This window comes from Pararhizobium sp. P1_E7, assembly GCF_056405855.1.
Window position 1 is genome coordinate 56,098 of sequence record NZ_JBFUBH010000014.1, and the last position, 22,075, is coordinate 78,172.

The window sequence follows — 22,075 nt, forward strand, 5'->3', positions numbered from 1 at the left end:
GGTTAGAACCGCGACATGACTCTGAACCGCACCGAACAGAAATTAGCCGATCTGAACCAGCCGAAACCCTGGTCGGGGATCAATGCCTTCCGCTCCGACCCGCTACTGGTCGATATCGCCGCGTCGATGCCGCGTCCTCTGCGCGACGATTTCGAGACGATCGGCCGCTATGTGACCTCGCCCGAGGCGCAGGACCTGGCCCGCATGGCGAATGAAGGCGTGCCGAAGCTGCGCACCCATGGGCCGCGCGGCGAGCGGCTCGACGTGGTCGAATTTCACCCGGCCTGGCACGCGCTGATGCGCCGCTCGGTGACGTCGGGCCTGCATGCGTCCGCCTGGGAAAACATCGCCGACGAGCGTGGCCGCTCGCACAAGGCGCGGGCGCTACGCTTCTACCTGACGGCGCAGCTCGAATGCGGTCACCTCTGCCCGCTGACCATGACCAGCGCCTCGGTTGCTGCGATCTCGGCGTCGCCAGCCGTTCAGAAGGAATGGGCGCCAAAAATCCTGTCCCGGAAGTATGATTCGTCCAACCGGCCCTGGATGCAGAAAGCCTCCGTCACCATTGGCATGGGCATGACGGAAAAGCAGGGCGGCACGGATGTGCGCGCCAATACCTCGACAGCTGAGCGCGTGGGCGAGGGCATCTACCGCCTCAACGGCCACAAATGGTTCATGTCGGCGCCGATGAGCGATGCCTTCGTGATGCTGGCCCAGACCCGCGACGGTCTCGGCTGTTTCCTCGTTCCGCGTCTCCTCGAAGACGGCTCGGCCAATGGCCTGCGCTTCCAGCGGCTGAAGGACAAGCTGGGCAACCGGTCGAACGCGTCTTCCGAGGTCGAATTCTCCGATACGTTCGGTTTCGTGCTCGGCACGCCCGATGCCGGCATTCGCACCATCCTCGATATGGTGACGCTGACGCGTCTCGATTGCGCCTTGGCTTCGGCCGGCATGATGCGCGCCTCGTTGGCCGAAGCCGTGCATCATGTGCGTGGCCGCAAGGTGTCCGGCAAGCCGCTGGTCGCCCAGCCGATGATGACGCGGGTTCTGGCCGACATGGCGCTCGATGTCGCCGCCGCCAGCGCATTGTCTTTCCGCCTCGCCGAAGCCTTCGACAAGGCGCGCGACAGCGCCGAGGACGCCGCCTATGCCCGGATCATGACGCCGGTTGCCAAATACTGGAGCTGCAAGATTGCGCCTGCGCTGATCGCCGAGGCGATGGAATGCATCGGCGGCAGCGGCTATGTCGAGGAACGGCCCATCGCCCGGCACTATCGCGAAGCCCCGGTCAATGCGATCTGGGAAGGCTCCGGCAATGTCATGGCGCTGGATGTGCTGAGAGTGCTGACCCGCGGCAAGGATCTGTTCGAACTGCTGTTCCAGGTGATCAGCCGCGATCTCGGACCATCCGCCAAGAAGACCGTCGATGTGCTGAGGGCGGCGATGTCGCTCTGCGAGCGCGACGAAGGTGCGGCCCGCATGCTGGTCGAACAGCTGGCGCTGGCTGGCGCCGCTGCCGAACTCTACCGGCTGGGCGCAGGGCGGATCGCCGATGCGTTTCTGGAATCGCGTCTGGCTGCGGGCTGGCGTTCAACGTATGGCATGCTCGATTCGCGCTTTGATTCCGCCTACATCGTCGACCTGCTCTATCCGGCCGCAATGTAGCCGGTCACGGTCAAGACGAGTGGAATGGTAAAGAACGAGACCACCGTCTGGACGGTGGCAACGGCGGCATAGAGCGGCGCGTCGCCGCCCATCTGCTTGGCGAGCAGATAGCCGTTCATCGCTGTCGGCACGCTGGCGCCGAGCGCGATCACCAGCAGCGCATCACCGCGGATACCGAGCAGGGTGGCGGTGCCGACCATAAAGACCGGCATCATGATCAGCTTCAGAAAAACAGCGAGAAGCGCGGCCATGCTCGGCCGAAGGGCGTCGGCGACCTTCAGCCCAGCCCCGACCATCACCAGCCCGAGGCTGAGCGAGGCGCTGGCCAGCATCTCGACGGCGGTCAGAACCGGTGCATAGACCGGCAGCTGAAAGAAATTCAGCAGTATACCCAGGACCGAAGCGACGATCAGCGGATTGGTGGCGATCTTGAAAACGAAGAACCGCAACCCCTTCGGTCCGCCGTTGAAGCCGATCAGCACGCCGATATTGTAGAAATTGATCGGGATGATCACCAATGTCATCACCAGCGCCGTCAGGCTGAGGCCGAGCGGCCCGTAGAGCTTTTGGGCGATGGCCAAAGCCATGAAACCGTTCCAGCGCGTCGCCGTCTGGAAGATCGATGTGAAGGCGGCGGAAGACACGTGGTGGGCGCGCAGCAGCGGCCAGAGCAACAAAAGGGCGCCGGACATCAGGGTGATGCTGCCGATTGTCGCCAGAGCAGTCGCATCCGTCTTCATGCCAGCGAAATCGGCCGTCGCCAGCGTCGAGAACAAAAGGGCAGGGAACAGGATGTAGTAACCGAGCTGCTCCAGTCCTTCCCACAGCGTGTTGTCGACCAGCGGCGACCGCTTCAGCCAGACGCCGAGCGACACGAGCAGAAAGATCGGCAGGATGCTTTCGAAGATAATCGTCATGGGAAGGAAGGCCTGAAGGAGGGGAGGAGCCCATCGATAGACCCTTGTCCACAGCACAGCAACCGCGCCGCCCGGAAATTAACCTTAACAAATGGTTTACGTTGCACCGTCAGGGCGAACGGACGAGAGTGTGCGGGAAGAGAATATTAACGTTTGCGGAATGGAGCAGGTTCGGTGAGAACTGGCTTGGTCACCATCATGACGATGTTTTTTACGAGCCTTGCGGTCGATCTGACGGTCCCGGCTGTCATCCTTGTGAGCTTGCTCGCGCTGGATTGGACGTCGGCACAGGTCAAGCAGGTGGCATTGGTTGAGGGGAGAACGGCATGAAGTGGTTCCTGATCCTCTGGGCGTGCCCGGTCATCCTGTTGATCGGCTGGTATGGCCTTTCCTACTACGACATGAGTTTCGGCATTTTCATGCTGACGCGTCAGACGCATGATCTGGTTTTCGCCATCTACGGCCACGTTCTTGGCATGCCGCCGGAAACCATCCCGCCACTGGTCGCCCGTGCCATTGCCTTCGACAGCCTGCTGGTGTTTGCGATCATCGCGTTCCGCAAKCGGCGCGAAATCCGTGCATGGTACACGCGGCGTTTTCCGGCCGTTCAGATGGACGAGCCCGCTGCCGCGTCCTTCGCCAAGGATGCCAACCTGTCCAGCGCGCCCTGAAGAATGAAGGAAGCGGCCGCCGAATCGATCCGGTCGGCCCGCTTCTTTCTCGAAACATCCATCTCGATCAGCACCCGTTCGGCCGCCACGGTCGACAGCCGTTCGTCCCAGTAGACGAACGGCAGATCCGTCTTCTGCGCCATGTTGTGCACGAAAGCCCTGGTCGCCTGGGCGCGCGGACCGGCCGAGCCGTCCATGTTGATCGGCAGACCGATGATGAAGGCGGCAATCCGTTCCTTCTCGGCCATCGCAAGCAGGGCCTGCGCATCGATGCCGAATTTGACCCGCTTGATCACGTCGCGCGGGGTCGCGAACCGGCGCCCGAGATCCGACACCGAAATGCCGATCGTCTTGGTGCCGAGATCAAGGCCTGCAATGGCCTGGCTGGGCAAGAGGGTGGATGCGAGTTCGTCGATGCTGAGAACAGCCATGTGATTTGCCGATTCGGTCTTTTAGGAATACTCGGGTGATCCATATCCCTATCCTGCCGCCAAATCATCCCCGCTGCCAATCAAGGAGTATTTTCATGAAGATCAAGTGGCTCGGACATTCCGCTTTTCACCTGGAAACCGCCAAGTCGAAAATCCTTATCGATCCGTTCTTCACCGGCAATCCATCCTTTGACCAATCCTTCCGCAAGGATGCAGCCGCCGGGCTGACCCATATTCTCCTGACCCACGGCCATGGCGACCACGTCGGCGATACGATTGCGCTGGCCAAGGAAACCGGCGCGACCGTCGTTGCCAATGCCGATCTGGCGGCATGGCTCGGGTCCAAGGGTGTCCAGGCGATCGAAATGGGCAATACCGGCGGTACGATCCATCTCGACGGTTTTTCCACCACCTTCGTCAATGCGCTCCATTCATCGGCGCAGCTGACCGAAGACGGCGTGTCGCATTCGCTCGGGAATGCCAACGGTCTGGTGCTGCATTTCGAGGACGAGCCGACGCTCTATCACATGGGTGATACCGATATTTTCTCCGACATGGCGCTGATCCATGAACTGCATCAGCCGGAAATTGGTCTCGTGCCGATCGGCGACCGGTTCACCATGGGCGGTGCCGTTGCGGCACTGGCCTGCCAGCGCTTCTTCAAATTCGCAACCGTGATGCCCTGCCATTACGGCTCGTTCGGCATCATCGACCAGACGCCGGAGCTGTTCATCGTCGGCATGGAGGGTGCCGCAACGAAGGTGGAAGCGCCCGCGGCCGGCGGCAGTGTGGTTTTCTGACCGGCGCAAGTGCTCAAAGACGCACGCAACGCGGCATTCCCCCGTTGCGTGCCTCGGGCTTGGTCATTATAGCGGGTAGGAAATTTCGTACTCGGAGAATATCCATGTCAGTTGATCTCGCAACCGTGAAGCGCGTCGCGCATCTTGCCCGCATTGCCGTCACCGAAGAGGACGCTCAGCGCATGACCGGCGAACTGAACGGCATCCTCGGCTTCGTCGAGCAGCTTTCCGAAGTCAATGTCGATGGCGTCGAGCCGATGACATCCGTGACCCCGATGGCAATGAAGAAGCGCGTCGATGCGGTGACCGATGGCAACAAGGCCGACGATATCGTCGCCAACGCCCCGAACGAGGATCGCAATTTCTTCCTCGTGCCTAAGGTTGTCGAATAAGCCCTGCCGACTCCGCCGTCCGCCCGAACCCGATTTTGAAAGCTTGCCATGACCGACCTGACCCGCCTGACCATTGCTGAAGCGCGCGCGAAGCTGAGCTCCAAGGAAATCTCCGCTGTCGAATTGACGGAAGCCTATATCGGCGCGATCGACGCGGCCAATGGCGCGCTGAATGCCTATGTCGTCACCACGCCGGACAAGGCGCGCGACATGGCAAAGGCGTCGGACGCTCGCATCGCTGCAGGCAAGGCCGGTGCGCTCGAAGGCATTCCGCTCGGGATCAAGGATCTGTTCGGTACCGAGGGTGTCCACACCCAGGCCTGCAGCCACATTCTCGACGGCTTCAAGCCGAAGTACGAATCGACCGTCACGCAGAACCTCTGGAACGACGGCGCCGTCATGCTCGGCAAGCTGAACATGGACGAGTTCGCCATGGGCTCGTCGAACGAAAGCTCCTATTACGGCCCGGTTAAAAACCCCTGGCGCGCCAACGGTTCGAACCTCGATCTGGTTCCGGGCGGCTCGTCGGGCGGTTCGGCCGCAGCCGTTGCCGCATTCCTGTGCGCCGGCGCCACCGCGACCGACACCGGCGGCTCGATCCGCCAGCCGGCCGCCTTCACCGGCACCGTCGGCATCAAGCCGACCTATGGCCGCTGCTCGCGCTGGGGCATCGTCGCCTTCGCATCCTCGCTCGATCAGGCCGGCCCGATCGCCCGCGACGTGCGTGACGCGGCGATCCTGCTGAAGTCGATGGCGAGCGTCGATGCCAAGGACACGACGTCGGTCGATCTGCCGGTGCCGGACTACGAAGCCTCGCTCGGCCAGTCGTTGAGGGGCACGAAGATCGGGATTCCGAAGGAATACCGTGTCGACGGCATGCCGGGCGAAATCGAAACCCTGTGGCAGCAGGGCATTGCCTGGCTGAAGGACGCCGGTGCCGAGATTGTCGATATCAGCCTGCCGCACACCAAATATGCGCTGCCGGCCTATTACATCGTCGCGCCCGCCGAAGCCTCGTCCAACCTTGCCCGCTATGACGGTGTCCGCTACGGCCTGCGCGTCGATGGCAAGGACATTGCCGACATGTACGAAAAGACCCGCGCTGCCGGCTTCGGAACCGAGGTCAAGCGCCGCATCATGATCGGCACCTATGTGCTGTCGGCCGGCTATTACGACGCCTATTACCTGCAGGCCCAGAAGGTCCGCACGCTGATCAAGCGCGACTTCGAGCTGGCCTTCCACGCCGGTGTCGATGCGATCCTGACGCCTGCCACGCCATCCTCCGCCTTCGGCATTGCCGACGAGGATCTGGCGTCCGATCCGGTGAAGATGTACCTGAACGATATCTTCACGGTAACGGTCAACATGGCCGGCCTTCCGGGCATCGCCGTTCCCGCCGGCCTCGACCACAAGGGCCTGCCGCTCGGCCTGCAGCTGATCGGCAAGCCGTTCGAGGAAGAAACGCTGTTCAAGACGGCGCATGTCATCGAGCAGGCCGCCGGAAAATTCCAGCCTGCAAAGTGGTGGTAAGCCCCTCGGTGCTGCTGGCCAAACCGCAGCACTGATGCTCTAGTTGTGGCGGAAGGGATCCGCCACATGATGATCGTCCGCCTTGCGCGCGAAGATGAAACCCCAGCTCTTGCGGCAATCGGGCTTGATGCCTGGGAAAAAGCCGTTTCCGGCGTTGCCGATGCGCAGTCCATGCGCCGTGTGGCCGAGCTGTCGTTCCTGTCCTTTCTGAGATCGAAGTGGTTTTCGGTGAGCGTCATCGAAAACAGCGGCACGGTTGCCGGCTGGGCAGCGCGCGAAGACAATGACGGCGCAATCTCCGATCTCTGGATAGAACCGGCGATGCAACGAAGCGGTCTCGGCTCCTGCCTGCTTGCCGATCTGGAACGCCGGATTCTGAGCGACGGATTTGAGGCTGCCGCGATCAGGACCCATGCGCAGAACGCCCCGGCCATCGGTTTTTTCCGCAAGCACGGATATGCGATCAGTTCGCTGTCGACGGCCTATGCGCCGAAGCTCGATCGCGACGTCGAATCGGTCGGCATGACGAAAATGCTGGGAGAACCTGTCGTTCATCAGGATCAGCAATGGTTCTGAGCGGCGGCCATGCAGCTGAAATGGTGATGTGAAAAACCGGTGAGACCGTTCATTCGGTCCCACCGGTTTTGCCTTGTCAGCGGTTGTTCAACTGCGCGCGCACGAGAACGAGGCCGCGTTGGGTGATCCGGTACGGTTTACCGCCCGATGAAGAAATCGCTTTCTTCCGCTTCAGCTTGCGAAACATATCCAGGCCGAATCCGGGATAGAGCCAGCCGTCGCGGGTGAAGCATCGGACGTTGTCGATGGTCTTGCCGTCAGCGCGGAAGATTTCGATGCGGCCGCCTTGGGCCATAAGATGTAGAATACGCTGTTCTTCGCGTGAAATGTCCATTGATGATGAGATCCGAAAAGCGTTCGATTGAACGCATGAAAACGGGTCTGGCGTTCAGTCGAACGCCAGGGCTTCGTTTTCCGGCCCATGCCCGCAAAAGGTTTTTGCAGGCAGGGCCTTCAGGCAATCTCAGATATCGAGAACATCAAAACTCCATAGGACGGCCGCTTGTAAGCGAAGGAAAGCTGCCCCGTCAAGAATGCGCGACTGTTGCGGCGGCCGGTTTCAGAAATCAGCCGGTTGCGTCGTGCGTCAGGAATGAAAAACGTAACCGGCGAGAACCCACGGCAATAGCAGAAGCCCGACGGAAACAATGGCTGCGTGCAACACGAGGATCGCCGTCAGCCGGGTTCGGAACGGCTCCTTGCGGGTCTTGTGCCGCAACAGCCGCTGGGCGGCAAAGGCGCCGAGGCTGCCGCCGAAGAAGGCAAGGCTCAAAAGCTTGGTTTCGGCGATGCGCCGGGTTCCCTCGCGCGCAGCCGTCTTGTCCCACCAGAAGACGCAGTACGTCGTGATGTTCAAGACAAGCAGCAGAACTGTAAGCCACAGGCAGAGGGTCATTCCGCTAGAGTGCCGGAAAAAATTGAACAGATCGCAAACGCCCGGATATCGGGCATCAATACGCCGTGCCGGATGCGACAAGCCTTGCACGCCATAGCCAATTGTTCTACCCAGAGACACACGAATTCGAGCTTACAGAAGAGCATTCCATGACCCTCGTCGACGTCCGCATCTCCGAACCGAAACGCTATATTCCCGGCGCCACTGGCGATTGGGAAGTCATTGTCGGCATGGAAGTCCATGCCCAGGTGACGAGCAATTCGAAGCTGTTTTCGGGTGCCTCGACGACCTTCGGCAATGCCCCGAACTCCAACGTCTCGCTGGTCGATGCGGCGATGCCCGGCATGTTGCCCGTCATCAACGAGGAATGCGTCAAGCAGGCGGTCCGCACCGGTCTTGGTCTGAAGGCCCAGATCAACAAGCGCTCGATCTTCGACCGCAAGAACTACTTCTATCCGGACCTGCCGCAGGGCTACCAGATTTCCCAGTTCAAGGATCCGATCGTCGGTGAAGGCCAGATCGTCATTTCGGTCGGCCCCGACCGTCAGGGCCAGTTCGAGGATGTCGAGATCGGCATCGAGCGGCTGCATCTGGAGCAGGACGCCGGCAAGTCGATGCACGACCAGAACCCGACCATGTCCTATGTCGACCTCAACCGGTCCGGCGTGGCGCTGATGGAGATTGTCTCCAAGCCGGACATGCGCTCCTCCGACGAAGCCAAGGCCTACATGACCAAGCTGCGTTCGATCGTGCGCTATCTCGGCACCTGCGATGGTAACATGGACGAGGGCTCGATGCGCGCCGACGTCAACGTTTCCGTGCGCCGTCCCGGCGAGGATTTCGGCACGCGTTGCGAAATCAAGAACGTCAACTCCATCCGCTTCATCGGTCAGGCGATCGAATACGAGGCTCGCCGCCAGATCGCCATTCTCGAAGACGGCGGCTCGATCGATCAGGAAACCCGCCTGTTCGATCCGAACAAGGGCGAGACCCGTTCGATGCGTTCCAAGGAAGACGCGCATGATTACCGCTATTTCCCGGATCCGGACCTTTTGCCGCTGGAATTCGATGATGCCTTCATCGAAGACCTGAAGGCGCATCTGCCGGAACTGCCCGACGACAAGAAGGAGCGCTTCGTGCGCGATCTCGGCCTCTCGGTCTACGATGCGTCGGTGCTCGTCTCGGAAAAGGCGATTGCGGATTATTTTGAGGCCGTGGCCGCTGGCCGCGACGGCAAGATTGCTGCCAACTGGGTGATCAACGACCTGCTCGGCGCCTTGAACAAAGCCGGCAAAGCCATTGAAGAGACTCCGGTTTCGCCGGCCCAGCTTGGTGGCATTCTCGACCTGATCAAATCGGAAGTCATCTCCGGCAAGATCGCCAAGGACCTGTTCGAAATTGTCTGGACAGAGGGCGGCGACCCGGCCGAGCTGGTCGAAAGCCGCGGCATGAAGCAGGTGACTGACACAGGCGCCATCGAAAAGGCCGTCGACGAGATCATCGCCGCAAACCCGGATCAGGTCGCCAAGGTTCAGGCCAAGCCTTCGCTGGCCGGCTGGTTCGTCGGCCAGGTGATGAAGTCGACCGGCGGCAAGGCAAACCCGCAGGCGGTGCAGGCGCTGGTCAAGGCCAAGCTCGGTATCGAGGAGTAACCCGGTGTTCTTCGTCCGGACAGCCACTGAGCGCGATCTGGCGAAAGTCAGCACGCTTCTGGCCGAGACTGCGCATGCGACCTACGATGCGCAGTACGGTGCCGAAAAGATCAGCGAGATGACGGCCAAGTGGCATTCGGTGGCTGCATTGAAGGCCAATCTCCAGCGCAAGAACGGCGAATTTCTCGTCGCCGATGATGGCAAGGTAATCGGCGGCATGGGCTTTGCCTCGATGTCGGAAACGCTGCATGAAACTGCGGTGCTGCACCAGCTCTATGTCCTGCCGCAATTTCAACGGCAGGGAATTGCCCGCGACATCTTCGCCGAGCTTGAGACCTGTTTTCCCTATGCCGGCACGATGCGTGTCGAGGTCGAGGAAAACAATCTGAAAGCCATCGGCTTCTACGAGGCGCATGGCTTCGTCAGGGCAGGGACCGGCGCAGCCACCTGGGGCATTGCGACGATCGTGATGGAAAAGCCGCTCGGGTAACGCCGCTTCGTGCCGATGCCGCGGTTTGCTGGACGAGCCGGTTTCGCCCCTGCGTTTCAGCTTCAAGCTCCCTTTGAAATAACAATGCGGCAACGGAATCACTGGACATTGACGAGGCTGCGCGGCATAAGCGGATCAGCACTCTAGGATATCCCGCGCGGATTTTTGGCGCGGTCAAGGACGGACATCATGAAGTCTCTGCTGCAGATTTTTACCTGGTGGAATGGACAGACGATCGGTACCCGCTTTCACACCTGGCGCTTCGGCAAACGGGTGGGCGAAGATGCAGCCGGCAATGTCTACTATCAGGGCGGCAAGGACTCCGAGGGCCGCACCCGCCGCTGGGTCATCTACAACGGTTATGCCGACGCTTCCGCCATTCCGCCGGGCTGGCACGGTTGGATGCATCATCGCACCGACGTTTCGCCGGCGGACGAAAGCTACAAGCCGCGCGAATGGCAGAAGCCGCACCAGCCAAACGGCACCGGCTCCGCCCAGGCCTACCGGCCACCGGGCTCGATCAATGCTACCGGCGAACGTCCGCGCGTTACCGGCGATTATGATGCCTGGACGCCGCGCTCCTGAACCGGATTTGCAAACAGTTTCTTTGGAATTGTTGATTGCACCGCAGGCACCATGCCGCGGCCACATTTGATGTTTAGCGCCTGATAAACGGCACATGGCCGGAGATCGCGCGGGAGACGGGCGTTAGAATGGTAGTTTCAAGTCAGCGAATTCCAAAGCGCCGGATGTTTGCGGCAGCGACGCTGCTCGCAGTTGCCGGTGCCTCGTTTCTCTCGATGACAGCCATCGCCGACGCCGCGCGGGTCACCAATCCGGTTGCGGTCTTTTCCGGCATCGACAAGATCACCGGCCGCATCACCACTTTCGATGTCTATATCGGCGAAACCGTCCAGTTCGGTGCGCTGCAGGTCACCCCCCGCGTCTGCTACAGCCGCGACGATACGGAAGCGCCGAAGACCGATACGTTCGTCGAGGTCGATGAAATCACGCTGGACCGCAAGATTCGCCGCATCTTCACCGGCTGGATGTTTGCCGATAGCCCGGGCCTGAATGCCGTCGAGCATCCCGTCTATGACGTCTGGCTGAACAGCTGCAAGGCAAAGTCCGACCTGCCGCCGCCGGACACTGCGGCCAAGCAATAACCGATTTCCCGATTTTAGAACTTCAGGTGCGGTGTCGCGATGGCGCGCGCCAGCATTTTTTCATAGCGCGATTTCGGCACGTCGATAGCGCCGAAATTCTTCAGATGCTCGGTGGTGAACTGGGTATCGAGCAGGACAAAGCCCTGCCTTCGCAGCCGCTCAACCAGATGCACGAGGCAGATCTTCGAAGCATCGGTGCGGCGGGAAAACATGCTCTCGCCGAAGAAGGCCGAGCCGAGCGAGACGCCGTAGAGGCCGCCCACCAGTTCTTTGCCTTCCCAGGCTTCCACACAATGCGCATGGCCCATGCTGTGCAGCGTCGCATAGAGCGTGCGGATCTTGGCGTTGATCCAGGTGGTCGGCCGGTCCGGGGCAGGGGCGGCGCAGCCCTCCATCACCTGTTCGAAGGCGGTGTCGTAGCGGATATCGAACGGCGCGCGCCGAACGGTTTTTGCAAGGCTTTTGGAAATGTGGAAATCGTCGAGCGGGATGATCCCGCGCAGTTCAGGCTCGACCCAGAAGAGTTCGGGATCGTCGGCGCTGTCGGCCATAGGGAACAGGCCGATGGAATAGGCCCGCAACAGCAAATCCGGCGTAATGTCCGGCTGCCTGCTGCGGGTCCCTTTCATTTAAAACCTCATTCGGCCGTCTTGGCCAGATAGTTTTCCAGCCAATGGATGTCGTAGTCGCCGTTGGCGATGTCCTGATTGTTGATCAGGTCCTGGAACAGAGGCAAGGTGGTCTTGATACCGTCGATGACGAATTCATCCAGCACGCGGCGCAGGCGCATCATGCATTCGACGCGGGTGCGTCCATGCACGATCAGCTTGCCGATCAGGCTGTCGTAATAGGGCGGGATCTTGTAGCCCTGATAGGCGCCTGAATCGACGCGAACGCCAAGGCCGCCCGGTGCATGGAAATGCGTGATCGTGCCGGGGGACGGCACGAAGGTGCGCGCATCCTCGGCATTGATGCGGCATTCGATGGCATGGCCGGAAAAGACGATCTCGTCCTGCGTCACGGAAAGACCACCGCCGGAAGCGACGCGGATCTGCTCGTGCACCAGGTCAATGCCGGTGATGGCTTCGGTGATCGGATGCTCGACCTGCAGGCGGGTGTTCATCTCGATGAAGAAGAACTCGCCGTTTTCGTAGAGAAATTCGATCGTGCCGGCACCGCGATATTTCAGCTTGCGCATGGCATCGGCGCAGATTTCGCCGATCTTCATCCGCTGCTCGACGTTGAGAGCCGGAGAGTTGGCTTCTTCCCAGACCTTCTGGTGGCGGCGCTGCAAAGAGCAATCGCGTTCGCCCAGATGAATGGCATTGCCTTCGCCGTCACCGACGATCTGGACCTCGATATGGCGCGGCTTGCCGAGGTATTTTTCCATATAGACGGCATCGTTGCCGAAAGCGGCAAGCGCCTCGGAACGGGCCGTGGAAACCGCCTCGGACAGTTCTTCCTCGTTCTTTGCAACCTTCATGCCGCGACCGCCGCCGCCGGCGGTGGCCTTGATCAGCACGGGGAAGCCGATTTCGCGGGCGATCTCGAGCGCGTTCTCCGGCTTCACTTCGCCAGCGGAACCGGGAACAACCGGAATGCCGAGTGCCTTTGCCGTTTCCTTTGCCGTGATCTTGTCACCCATGATGCGGATGTGATCGGCGGTCGGTCCGATAAAGGTGATGCCGTGCGCGTCGAGAATGTCGGCGAACTTGGCATTTTCCGACAGGAAGCCGTAGCCCGGATGCACGGCGTCGGCGCCGGTGATCTCGCAGGCCGCGACGATCTGATGGATGTTGAGGTAGCTGTCGCGCGAGGGTGGCGGGCCAATGCAGACGCTCTCGTCAGCCAGCCGCACATGCATCGCATTGGCGTCGGCGGTCGAGTGAACCGCGACCGTCGCGATGCCGAGTTCCTTGCAGGCGCGCAGGACCCTGAGGGCGATTTCGCCGCGATTGGCAATGAGGATCTTGGAAATCATCTGCGCGGCCTATTCGATGACAACAAGCGCTTCGCCGTATTCAACCGGTGCGCCGTCTTCAACGAGGATTTCGACGACCTTGCCGGAGCGCGGCGCCGGGATCTGGTTCATCGTCTTCATGGCTTCGATGATCAGGATGGTCTGGCCTTCCTTGACGGTGGCGCCGACTTCAACGAACGGGCGCGAGCCGGGGGCCGGCGACAGGTAGGCCGTGCCCACCATCGGCGCGGTGAGGGCATTCTTGGAGGTTCTTGCGGTTTCGGCAGCCGAGACCGCGGCAACGCCGGCGGATGCGATCTGAACAGGTGCTGCGGCCGGAACCGGAGCCGACACGTATTGCGGCGTACCGGCGCGCGAAACGCGGATACGCAGGTCGTCCTGTTCCACTTCGATTTCAGTGAGATCGGTTTCGTTCAGGATGTTGGCGAGATCGCGGATCAGCGTCTGGTCGATGCCGGGTTTCTTGTCAGCCATGGATATGAGCCTCGTGTTCTTTTTATTTCGTGAGTTGTGTGAGTGTCTTTAGCGCATTGAGCGCCAGAATGTAACTGTCGGCTCCGAAACCGCAGATGACGCCCTTGGCGGCGGGTGCCAGCATCGATTTGTGCCGGAATTCCTCGCGGGCATGAACGTTGGAAAGGTGCACCTCGACGACCGGAATGCCGATCGCCTTGGCCGCATCGTGCAGCGCGATCGATGTATGGGTGTAGGCGCCGGCATTGATGACGATGCCCTGTGCCACGCCGCCCGCCTCATGGAACCAGTCGACGAGATCGCCTTCATGATTGCTCTGGCGGCAGACGACGTTGAGGCCGAGTAGATTGCCATGCTCGACGCACATCGCTTCGATGTCGGCCAGTGTCAGGGTCCCATAAATCCCGGGCTCGCGTTTTCCGAGCGCGTTGAGGTTGGGGCCGTTCAGCACGAAAATGGTCGATGGCATAAGGGGATCCGGTCCGATAGTCGAGCGCTACCTATAGACCGGCGGACTGCCAAGGAAAAGCCCTTTGGCCCCCCTCGGCATTTGTCCACAAGCCATAACGCATCGCTTTGCCCAAAAAAGGTGAGGCTTAGCAGATGGTCTTGCCGCAGGTACGGACGTTGGTGACCTTCGTTTCAATTTCTTCGGCACCGACAGCGCCATAGACGGCTTCCTTGCCGACGACGTAGGAAGGCGTACCGGTGATGCCGAGATCGTTGGCAAGCGTATAGACTTCCTTGACGGCATCGTCCTGGGTGTTTTCAGCCATCTTCTTGCGCAGGTCGGCTTCGGAAACGCCAAGGCCGGTGGCAACGGCCATCGCCGTGTCTTCGTTGGCGCGATCCTCGCCGCCGAGCAGCTTGCGATGGAAGTCACCGTACTTTTCCGGTGCGATTGCCATGAATGCGGTGCTGACCTTGTGCGCAGCCATGGAATCAGGGCCGAGGATAGGCAGTTCCTTCAGGACGAAACGGACATTCTTGTCCTTTTCGAGAATGGTTTCCATGTCGGACAGAGCGCGTTTGCAGTAGCCGCAATTGTAGTCGTAGAACTCGACGATGGTGACGTCGCCATTGGGATTGCCGAGCGTGACGTCATAGGGCGACTGGAAAATCGCCTTCTCATTGTCGGTGATGGCGGCCTGCGCCTGCACCATCTGTTCGTCGGCCTGCTTCTTCTTCAGCGCCTGCTGGGCTTCGAGCAGGATTTCCGGATTGGCGACAAGGTATTCCTTGATGAAATCGCCGATTTCCTGCTTCTGCTTGGCATCCAGCGCGTAGGCTGCCGGAGAAGCCGCAGCACTCGCCGTCAAAAGCATGAGCGAAGCGGCGATGATCTTTCGAGCGTTGAATGCCATGTTGGTCCTCGTTGTCTTTCTTTGCTGCAGTCTGTCGTTCAAGTGCTAAGGCCGCGTCAACAGGCTTGTTTGAAGGACAACAGATATCGCTGCCGACCATAGGGCGGCGCGGCGCCAAACGAAACCGCAAAATCGGCGGAAATGCGGCGCTCGCGCACTTGTGAACCTCTTTGCGATCAGGCACATGCCTGTCACGTCAAAAATATCGAGGATGTGCCGTTGAAGCCTCTTTCCGTTCGCAGCTCCGTCGAACCGTTCCATGCCATGGACGTTCTGGCAGAAGCCACCAAGCGCCGCGAAGCCGGCTATCCGGTCATCTCGATGGCGGTCGGCCAGCCGAGCTATCCCGCGCCGAAGGCGGCGCTGGAGGCGGCACGAACGGCGCTTGGCCATGGCCGCCTCGGTTATACCGACGCGCTCGGAACCGCATCGCTCAGGATGGCGATCGCCCGGCACTACCGCAGACGTTACGGCATCGACATTGATCCTCAGCGTGTTGCTGTCACGACGGGATCGTCGGCAGGCTTCAATCTGGCATTTCTGGCGCTGTTCGATCCGGGCGATTGTGTCGCCATCGCCCGCCCGGGCTATCCGGCCTACCGCAACATCCTGGCAGCCCTCGGTCTGACGGTCATCGAGGTCGAGGCAGATGCCGAAAGCGGCTTTACGCTGACGCCGCAAAACCTGGAGGCTGCTGCGGCAAAAGCCGGCAAACGCCTGAGCGGCGTACTCCTTGCAAGCCCGGCCAATCCGACAGGCACGGTCACGGGCAGGGCAGGGCTGAAGGCGCTCGCCGATTACTGCCATGACAACGATATCGCCTTCATTTCCGACGAGATCTATCACGGTCTGACATTTGCCGGCGAAGAGACGACGGCGCTGGCGGTGACCGATGAGGCCGTCATCATCAATTCGTTCTCGAAGTATTATTGCATGACCGGCTGGCGGATCGGCTGGATGGTGCTGCCGGAGGCGCAGGTCCGCGCCTTCGAGCGCATCGCCCAGAGCCTCTATATCTCACCGCCGGAACTGTCGCAGATCGCCGCAGAAGCAGCGCTCGGCTGTGAAGCGGAACTCGATGTCTACAAGGCATCCTATGCCGCCAACCGCGATCTCCTGCTGAAGCGCCTGCCAGAGATCGGCTTTTCCATCGCCTCGCCGATGGACGGGGCGTTCTACGCCTATGCCGATGTCAGCCGTTTCACCAATGACAGCATGGAGTTTGCCCGCAAGATGCTGGCCGAGATCAATGTCGCGGCAACGCCGGGGCTGGATTTCGATCCGCTCGAAGGCCATCGCGCGATGCGGTTTTCCTATGCGGGAGCAGAGGCCGACATGGCTGAAGCGATGGACCGCGTCGCCCGCTGGCTGGCGTGATTCTATAGCGATCTCAGATCGTTAAATGTTTTTCCGGAATCGATCTGTGACAGCCGTGAATCCACTTGTGAAGCGGATTGACAACATGCGCGCCTAACAGACGCGCACACACAGCCGACCGGTTCGGGCGATCAGTTCAAAACGCATGCCTCAGCGGCAGATGCGGATCATCTTGACGACAGCAGCGCCCTGTTGGTCCGTCGAGCGGACGGTCTTGATCACGCAGACCGGTTCAAAGGCGGTGTCATAGCTGCCGTAGTAAAAATCATTGTAGCGCTGACGGCTCTTGCCGCCGGCCTGGGACGTTGCTGCAAGCGAAATCGTGGGTATGGCGACAAGCGCCGCTGCGACAAGAATACGTCGCATGATTGCCTCCTCCGGCTGATGAAGGACGAGCCCATCCCGTCCAGCGGAGCACAATCTGCCGCAGTCTCTATATTTTCGCAGTTCCTTATGGAACAGGCCTCAAGATGAAAAAAACCGGCCAGTCGCCTGGCCGGTTTTTCGTGTCCTAAAGCATGTCGCGCAAAAGTGTGTAGCGGTTTTGCGATAACGACATGCGTAAAGTCAAAGACCTAAAGCGCGAGAAGCGAATCTGAGAGATCGCGACGCGCTTTAGCAGTTCCGGCTCAGAAGAAGCCGCGCTTCTGCCACCAGCCGCCCTTCTTGGGCTTTGCCGGTTCGGCGTCGCCCTCGTCCTTCTTGACGGTGGACGACTTGACCACCGGCTCGCTGGCAATCGCCTCGATATCGCGGTTGGCGCGTACCAGCTTCGTCTCTTCGAGGGCTGCAGCAGCCTTCTCGACGGCCGGTTCTTCGATGACAGCTTCCGCTTCGGGCTTTGCTTCGACGGCAGCCTGGGCATCCGCATCGGCGGTCGCGGCTGGTGCTTCCTCGGCGACGGCCACCTCGGCGGCAGCAACGGCCTTCTTGCGGCTGCGCTTCGGCTTGGCCGGCTTCACCTCTTCCTCGGCAACGACGGGAACTTCAGCGACCTCGACGGCAACGGCTGAAACCACCTCTTCGACTGCGGCGGCAGCTGATGCTTCCGCTTCGCCCAGCGAGGCTTCCTCGCCACCGGTTTCGCCGTCGGCTGCAAGGTTTTCACCTTCTGCCTCGTCCGGACGGTTGCGGCGGCCACCGCGCTTGCCGCGACGGCGGCGCTTGCGCTTCTGGCGTTCTTCTTCGCTCAGGCCTGCATCCTGTGCATCGTCGGCACCGGCCTGTGCGGCAACGTCATCGGCTTCGTCTTCGTCGCCATCCTCATCGGACGCGTCATCGGAACGGGCACCGGCTTCGGCACCCTGATCGCTACCCGGGCGGCCACCGCGCCGGCGCCGGCGGCGCTTGCGCTTGCGGTTGCCCTGATCGTCACCCTGTGCAGCAGGCTCGCGTTCTGCCCGTTCCGCCCGTTCGGGCTTGGCTTCGACCACGGCTTCTTCGTCGTCTTCGATATCCTCTTCGATGACGATATCGTCGTCCTCGTCGATTTCCGGTTCAAACTGGATGATCTGCTCGATCTTGACCGGATTCTCGACAGCTTCGCCACGATCGATGGCAAAATGCTGGGCGCCGACATGGGCGTCCGCCTCGACGATGATCTGAACGCCGAAACGCTCTTCATAATCGACGATCGTGCCGCGCTTGTGGTTCAGGAGGTAGAGCGCGATATCCGGTGTCGTGCGCACGGTGATGTTGTGCGTGGTGTTCTTCAGCAGATATTCCTCGACGCCGCGCAGGACATGCAGGGCAACGGAGGACTGCGAACGCACATGGCCCGTGCCGTTGCAATGCGAGCAGACCTGCATCGTCGATTCCAGCACCGAGGCGCGAATACGCTGGCGCGACATTTCGAGCAGGCCGAAATGCGAGATGCGGCCGACCTGGATGCGGGCGCGGTCGTTCTTCAGATGATCCTTCAGACGCTTCTCGACGGCGCGGTTGTTGCGCTTTTCTTCCATGTCGATGAAGTCGACGACCACAAGGCCGGCAAGGTCGCGCAGGCGCAGCTGGCGGGCGACTTCTTCGGCGGCTTCGAGGTTGGTCTGGAGGGCTGTGTCCTCGATCGAGTGTTCGCGGGTCGAACGGCCCGAGTTGACGTCGATGGCAACCAGCGCCTCGGTCTGGTTGATGATGATGTAGCCGCCCGATTTCAGCGTTACCTGCGGCACCAGCATGCGGTCGAGCTGGGCTTCGATGCCCGAGCGCGAGAAGATCGGATGCACGTCGCGGTAGGGCTGAACCACCTTGGCGTGGCTCGGCATCAGCATCTTCATGAAGCCCTTGGCTTCCTTGTAGCCTTCTTCGCCGGCAACGATGATCTCGCTGATATCCTTGTTGTAAAGGTCGCGGATCGAGCGCTTGATCAGGCTACCTTCCTCATAGACGAGGCAGGGGGCAGTCGAGGACAAAGTCAGCGTGCGGACGTTTTCCCAAAGGCGCATCAGATATTCGAAGTCGCGCTTGACTTCGACCTTGGTGCGGTTGGCACCGGCGGTGCGCAGGATGACGCCCATGCCCTGCGGCACGTCGAGCGCGCGGGCGATTTCCTTCAGGCGCTTGCGGTCCGGCAGGTTGGTGATCTTGCGGGAAATACCGCCGCCGCGCGCCGTGTTCGGCATCAGCACCGAGTAGCGGCCGGCAAGCGACAGGTAGGTGGTCAGCGCCGCGCCCTTGTTGCCGCGTTCTTCCTTGGCCACCTGCACCAGCAGGATCTGCCGGCGCTTGATGACTTCCTGGATGCGGTACTGCTTGCGCGGGCGGCGGTTGACCTGCCGGTCCGGCACTTCTTCCATCGCGTCTTCGGCGCCGACGGATTCGATGACTTCCTTTTCTTCGTGATGACCGTCGTCATCATCGTCGTCATCACGGCTGCGGCGTCCGCCACGGGTGTCTTCGGAAATGCTGTCGGTATCGACCATGGCAGCCATTTCGCCGCCTGTACCTTCTTCGCCATCGGCATCGGCTGTGGCCGCTTCAGCCTCGGCTGCGGCAGCCTTCTTGGTGCGGCGCGGGCGCTTGGCCTTTGTCTTCGGCTTTTCGTCTGCCTCGACGGCAGTTTCCACAATCTCGGCCGGTTCGGCAGCCGCCTCGATCACCTCGACGACGGTTTCTTCGGCGGTTTCTGCCGTTTCCTCATCGGAATCGGGGCCGAGATCCGTGCCGGTTTCGACATGCTCGATGTCATCGTCGCGGCGCGCTTCTTCGGCTTCCGCCTTGAGCAGGGCCTGCCGGTCGGCAAGCGGGATCTGGTAATAGTCGGGATGGATTTCCGCGAAGGCCAGAAAGCCGTGGCGGTTGCCGCCGTAATCGACGAAGGCCGCCTGCAGCGACGGTTCTACGCGCGTCACTTTCGCGAGATAGATATTGCCGCGGATCTGTTTCTTGTGTTCGGATTCGAAGTCGAATTCTTCTATGCGGTTTCCGCGGACGACAACGACGCGCGTCTCTTCAGCGTGAGACGCATCGATAAGCATTTTCTCTGCCATGTAAGTGGTGCTCCTCGGCGCACCCTGGAAACGGCAGGAAAATAGCGTCCCGGAGGAGACTTTCCATACAGTTCAGGTTTTTCGCCGGATGTGAATGTTCCTGCATGGTTGGGGAGATCGTCCAACAGCCAGACGGCAGCCGGAACCAGTCTGTTCCGGGGCCTGTTTACTTCTGACCGATACTGCTGGGACAACGTCAATGACCAAACAAGAATGCCAATGTATTAGGCCCTGAAGGCCCGATGAATGTGCCCGTTCACGGGCCTTCGGTGATCGTCACCATAAACGCTCCGGCCACCGCCGGAATTTCACGATTCAGCATGCGAGGAAAAAGTGGAGCGACGGCGGATGAAGCGCGACTGCTTGTCCGAGACGTGATCTGCGTTGAAGCGGTTTTACCCGTCCCGATCACGCTCTGGCGCCAAGGCTTTGAAGACCCTTTGGCTGCCGGTCGTCGATTCTATCCCGTCAACACTTTCTCCCTGCGACGCTTTTATGTTTTCTATGTCACAATGGCAAGGGAAAAGCCGGATTCGCCATAATATTGATTGATTCGCTTGTCGGGGTATGCACTGGCGAAGTGCCGGTTTCTGGCTGCCTTTGACCTTGTTTGGTGTGCTGAAAGACGGTTGCAGACGGGCTTCAGCGCTGCCGGCAAGGTTCGGTTAACCATATGGGGGCATGGATGATCCAGGGCGGTCACCTGTCATATGTGCGCATGGCGCCGTAAAACGGCACCGCGCATTCGGACTATCAATGATGCGTTGTTCGGGCTTCCGATGAAACGCCGGCGACAAGGAATAGCGGATTTGATCCTGTCTGCGACGATGCGGCGATGGCTGCTTGGCCTCTTTCTTCTATGCGGCGCACCGGTTGCGCAGGCCGGGGATGCGCCGCTGCTTGCCTATGGCGCCCGGATCGCCGGCGATGACGCCCGCACCAGGGTGGTGATCGACTTCGATCGCAAGCCCGTATTCTTCGTCCACTATGTCGCCAATCCTGCCCGCGTCATCGTCGATCTTCCCGAAACGTCGTTTGGACTGAAACCGGAAGACCTCAAGGCGAGGGGCGTGTTCACCGAAATCCGCTACGGCGCCATGGGTGCCGGCAGTTCGCGGGTGGTCCTGACCGCGAAAAAGCCGGTGGCCATCACCGTCGCTGACGTGAAACCCGACGAAGAGGGCAAGGGGTTCAGGCTGGTGCTCGATGCGGAACGGGTCACGGAGGATCGTTTTGCTGTTCTTCTCAAGGAGCAGCAGTGGACCGGGAGCGTCACATCGACGAAAACCGCACGGGTAGTAGAGCCGCCGGCATCCGGATCGTTCGTCGTCGCAGTGGATGCCGGGCATGGCGGGATCGATACGGGCGCGATCGGCAGCGAGACCAAGATGGAGGAGAAGAGCGTGACGCTCGCCTTTGCGGAGGAACTGGCAGCAACCCTCAACAAGGAGAGCGGCGTCAAGGCTTTTCTCACACGCGACAAGGACGAGTTCCTGTCCTTGCCCGAGCGGGTGCAGATCGCCCGCCAGCATGGCGCCAACCTGTTCATCTCCCTTCACGCCGACACGCTGAAACAGCGCGATATTCGCGGCGCCACCGTCTACACCATCTCGGACAAAGCATCCGACCATCTCGCCGCAAACCTTGCCGAGCGCGAAAATCTGTCCGATGAATTCGCTGGCGTCGCCTTCAAGAGCGAACCGGCTGAAGTCGCGGACATACTCATCGATCTGACGCGCCGTGAAACGCAGGCGTTCTCCGTCAATCTGGCGCGTTCCGTCGTCTCGTCCTTCGAAGGGCAGATCAACCTGATCAACAATCCGCATCGCCATGCCGGATTCCGTGTCCTGCAGGCGCCAGATGTACCGTCGATCCTGCTGGAACTGGGCTTTTTGTCCAACAAGCAGGATGAAAAGCTGCTCGTCGATCCGGTCTGGCGCGGCAAGGTTGCCGATCTTTTGGCCGTTGCCGTTCGCGGCTATCGCGGCGGAGCGGTGGCGAACGGCGGTTGATCCCCGCTGTCGAAGGCATTGCTTGTTGTTGCCGCGTGGGTTTGCGGCGCGATAAAGTCTGTTGTGATTTGTGTCGCTGCGGTAACAGCGATATCCTTTTCAAGGGGATGGCCGGCGTTTATTGCATCGAAAGCCCTATTTTGCTCACAATCCGGTCGCTATCCGGAAGCCTCAATCGCGCGGTTGGTGATCTG

Annotated in this window: 25 protein-coding genes; 14 read left to right on the top strand and 11 right to left on the bottom strand. The window is 60.6% G+C overall.

Going from position 1 to position 22,075, the window contains the following annotated elements:
• Positions 1 to 15 precede the first annotated feature (15 nt).
• Entirely contained in the window at positions 16 to 1,665 is a 1,650-nt protein-coding gene (locus tag AC1D17_RS15635; protein WP_477566296.1) for an acyl-CoA dehydrogenase family protein, read from the top strand.
• Here AC1D17_RS15635 and AC1D17_RS15640 read toward each other — a convergent pair.
• Positions 1,647 to 2,582, bottom strand: coding sequence for an AEC family transporter (locus AC1D17_RS15640; protein ID WP_477566297.1), 936 nt, complete (start codon positions 2,580 to 2,582; stop codon positions 1,647 to 1,649). The genes AC1D17_RS15635 and AC1D17_RS15640 overlap by 19 nt on opposite strands.
• 174 nt (positions 2,583 to 2,756) lie before the next feature.
• Between AC1D17_RS15640 and AC1D17_RS15645 the strand changes: the two genes are divergently transcribed.
• Positions 2,757 to 2,912, top strand: a complete 156-nt coding sequence (locus tag AC1D17_RS15645) for a hypothetical protein (RefSeq protein WP_477566298.1) — start codon at positions 2,757 to 2,759, stop codon at positions 2,910 to 2,912.
• Entirely contained in the window at positions 2,909 to 3,253 is a 345-nt protein-coding gene (locus tag AC1D17_RS15650) for a DUF6105 family protein (protein ID WP_477566299.1), read from the top strand. The genes AC1D17_RS15645 and AC1D17_RS15650 overlap by 4 nt, the downstream gene beginning before the upstream one ends.
• Here AC1D17_RS15650 and ruvX read toward each other — a convergent pair.
• Positions 3,190 to 3,684 carry a Holliday junction resolvase RuvX gene (gene ruvX, locus AC1D17_RS15655; RefSeq protein WP_477566300.1) on the bottom strand — a complete coding sequence of 165 codons (495 nt, stop codon included), beginning with the start codon at positions 3,682 to 3,684 and terminating at the stop codon, positions 3,190 to 3,192. The genes AC1D17_RS15650 and ruvX overlap by 64 nt on opposite strands.
• Before the next feature lie 95 nt (positions 3,685 to 3,779).
• Here ruvX and AC1D17_RS15660 point away from each other — a divergent pair, with 95 nt between their 5' ends.
• From AC1D17_RS15660 to AC1D17_RS15675, 4 genes are all read left to right on the top strand, one after another.
• Positions 3,780 to 4,484, top strand: coding sequence for a metal-dependent hydrolase (locus AC1D17_RS15660; RefSeq protein WP_477566301.1), 705 nt, complete (start codon positions 3,780 to 3,782; stop codon positions 4,482 to 4,484).
• A gap of 104 nt (positions 4,485 to 4,588) precedes the next feature.
• Positions 4,589 to 4,876 carry an Asp-tRNA(Asn)/Glu-tRNA(Gln) amidotransferase subunit GatC gene (gatC, locus tag AC1D17_RS15665; protein WP_477566302.1) on the top strand — a complete coding sequence of 96 codons (288 nt, stop codon included), beginning with the start codon at positions 4,589 to 4,591 and terminating at the stop codon, positions 4,874 to 4,876.
• Between the two features lie 48 nt (positions 4,877 to 4,924).
• Entirely contained in the window at positions 4,925 to 6,406 is a 1,482-nt protein-coding gene (gene gatA, locus AC1D17_RS15670; RefSeq protein ID WP_477566303.1) for an Asp-tRNA(Asn)/Glu-tRNA(Gln) amidotransferase subunit GatA, read from the top strand.
• 66 nt (positions 6,407 to 6,472) lie between these two features.
• Positions 6,473 to 6,982, top strand: coding sequence for an N-acetyltransferase family protein (locus AC1D17_RS15675; protein ID WP_477566304.1), 510 nt, complete (start codon positions 6,473 to 6,475; stop codon positions 6,980 to 6,982).
• A 76-nt stretch (positions 6,983 to 7,058) separates the two neighbouring features.
• Here the strand turns inward: AC1D17_RS15675 and AC1D17_RS15680 are convergent, their stop codons facing one another.
• Positions 7,059 to 7,316, bottom strand: a complete 258-nt coding sequence (locus AC1D17_RS15680; RefSeq protein ID WP_477566305.1) for a YjhX family toxin — start codon at positions 7,314 to 7,316, stop codon at positions 7,059 to 7,061.
• A gap of 252 nt (positions 7,317 to 7,568) precedes the next feature.
• On the bottom strand, positions 7,569 to 7,877 hold the full coding sequence (locus AC1D17_RS15685) for a DUF1294 domain-containing protein (RefSeq protein ID WP_477566306.1): 309 nt from the start codon (positions 7,875 to 7,877) through the stop codon (positions 7,569 to 7,571).
• Between the two features lie 149 nt (positions 7,878 to 8,026).
• Between AC1D17_RS15685 and gatB the strand changes: the two genes are divergently transcribed.
• The 4 genes from gatB (at position 8,027) to AC1D17_RS15705 (ending at position 11,185) form a co-directional block, all read left to right on the top strand.
• On the top strand, positions 8,027 to 9,529 hold the full coding sequence (gene gatB / locus AC1D17_RS15690; RefSeq protein WP_477566307.1) for an Asp-tRNA(Asn)/Glu-tRNA(Gln) amidotransferase subunit GatB: 1,503 nt from the start codon (positions 8,027 to 8,029) through the stop codon (positions 9,527 to 9,529).
• A 4-nt stretch (positions 9,530 to 9,533) separates the two neighbouring features.
• Positions 9,534 to 10,019 (top strand): GNAT family N-acetyltransferase, encoded by a 486-nt coding sequence (locus tag AC1D17_RS15695; protein ID WP_477566308.1) that lies wholly within the window; start codon positions 9,534 to 9,536, stop codon positions 10,017 to 10,019.
• Positions 10,020 to 10,208: 189 nt separating this feature from the next.
• Positions 10,209 to 10,604: an NADH:ubiquinone oxidoreductase subunit NDUFA12 gene (locus tag AC1D17_RS15700; RefSeq protein WP_264219153.1), complete on the top strand. Its 396-nt coding sequence runs from the start codon at positions 10,209 to 10,211 to the stop codon at positions 10,602 to 10,604.
• A 128-nt stretch (positions 10,605 to 10,732) separates the two neighbouring features.
• Positions 10,733 to 11,185 (top strand): DUF2155 domain-containing protein, encoded by a 453-nt coding sequence (locus AC1D17_RS15705; protein ID WP_477566309.1) that lies wholly within the window; start codon positions 10,733 to 10,735, stop codon positions 11,183 to 11,185.
• Between the two features lie 14 nt (positions 11,186 to 11,199).
• Here AC1D17_RS15705 and aat read toward each other — a convergent pair whose 3' ends face one another.
• The 5 genes from aat to AC1D17_RS15730 all read right to left on the bottom strand — a co-directional run bounded on the left by aat (position 11,200) and on the right by AC1D17_RS15730 (position 15,004).
• Positions 11,200 to 11,814 (bottom strand): leucyl/phenylalanyl-tRNA--protein transferase, encoded by a 615-nt coding sequence (gene aat, locus AC1D17_RS15710; protein WP_477566310.1) that lies wholly within the window; start codon positions 11,812 to 11,814, stop codon positions 11,200 to 11,202.
• A gap of 8 nt (positions 11,815 to 11,822) precedes the next feature.
• Positions 11,823 to 13,166, bottom strand: coding sequence for an acetyl-CoA carboxylase biotin carboxylase subunit (gene accC / locus AC1D17_RS15715; protein WP_264219151.1), 1,344 nt, complete (start codon positions 13,164 to 13,166; stop codon positions 11,823 to 11,825).
• 9 nt (positions 13,167 to 13,175) lie between these two features.
• Entirely contained in the window at positions 13,176 to 13,640 is a 465-nt protein-coding gene (accB, locus tag AC1D17_RS15720) for an acetyl-CoA carboxylase biotin carboxyl carrier protein (protein ID WP_477566311.1), read from the bottom strand.
• A 22-nt stretch (positions 13,641 to 13,662) separates the two neighbouring features.
• Positions 13,663 to 14,109: a type II 3-dehydroquinate dehydratase gene (gene aroQ / locus AC1D17_RS15725; RefSeq protein ID WP_477566312.1), complete on the bottom strand. Its 447-nt coding sequence runs from the start codon at positions 14,107 to 14,109 to the stop codon at positions 13,663 to 13,665.
• 127 nt (positions 14,110 to 14,236) lie between these two features.
• On the bottom strand, positions 14,237 to 15,004 hold the full coding sequence (locus AC1D17_RS15730; RefSeq protein WP_477566313.1) for a DsbA family protein: 768 nt from the start codon (positions 15,002 to 15,004) through the stop codon (positions 14,237 to 14,239).
• Between the two features lie 264 nt (positions 15,005 to 15,268).
• On the opposite strand from AC1D17_RS15730, the gene AC1D17_RS15735 reads away from it, so the two are divergent.
• Positions 15,269 to 16,381 (top strand): pyridoxal phosphate-dependent aminotransferase, encoded by a 1,113-nt coding sequence (locus AC1D17_RS15735; protein WP_477566332.1) that lies wholly within the window; start codon positions 15,269 to 15,271, stop codon positions 16,379 to 16,381.
• Between the two features lie 150 nt (positions 16,382 to 16,531).
• Here AC1D17_RS15735 and AC1D17_RS15740 read toward each other — a convergent pair whose 3' ends face one another.
• Complete coding sequence (locus AC1D17_RS15740) at positions 16,532 to 16,747, bottom strand: hypothetical protein (RefSeq protein WP_477566314.1); 216 nt, start codon at positions 16,745 to 16,747, stop codon at positions 16,532 to 16,534.
• Positions 16,748 to 17,010: 263 nt separating this feature from the next.
• Positions 17,011 to 19,869 carry an Rne/Rng family ribonuclease gene (locus tag AC1D17_RS15745; RefSeq protein ID WP_477566315.1) on the bottom strand — a complete coding sequence of 953 codons (2,859 nt, stop codon included), beginning with the start codon at positions 19,867 to 19,869 and terminating at the stop codon, positions 17,011 to 17,013.
• Positions 19,870 to 20,111: 242 nt separating this feature from the next.
• On the opposite strand from AC1D17_RS15745, the gene AC1D17_RS15750 reads away from it, so the two are divergent.
• A complete protein-coding gene (locus tag AC1D17_RS15750; protein WP_477566316.1) occupies positions 20,112 to 20,411 on the top strand; it encodes a hypothetical protein in 300 nt (99 codons plus the stop codon).
• Between the two features lie 285 nt (positions 20,412 to 20,696).
• A complete protein-coding gene (locus tag AC1D17_RS15755; RefSeq protein ID WP_477566333.1) occupies positions 20,697 to 21,881 on the top strand; it encodes an N-acetylmuramoyl-L-alanine amidase in 1,185 nt (394 codons plus the stop codon).
• The last annotated feature ends 194 nt before the right edge of the window (positions 21,882 to 22,075 follow it).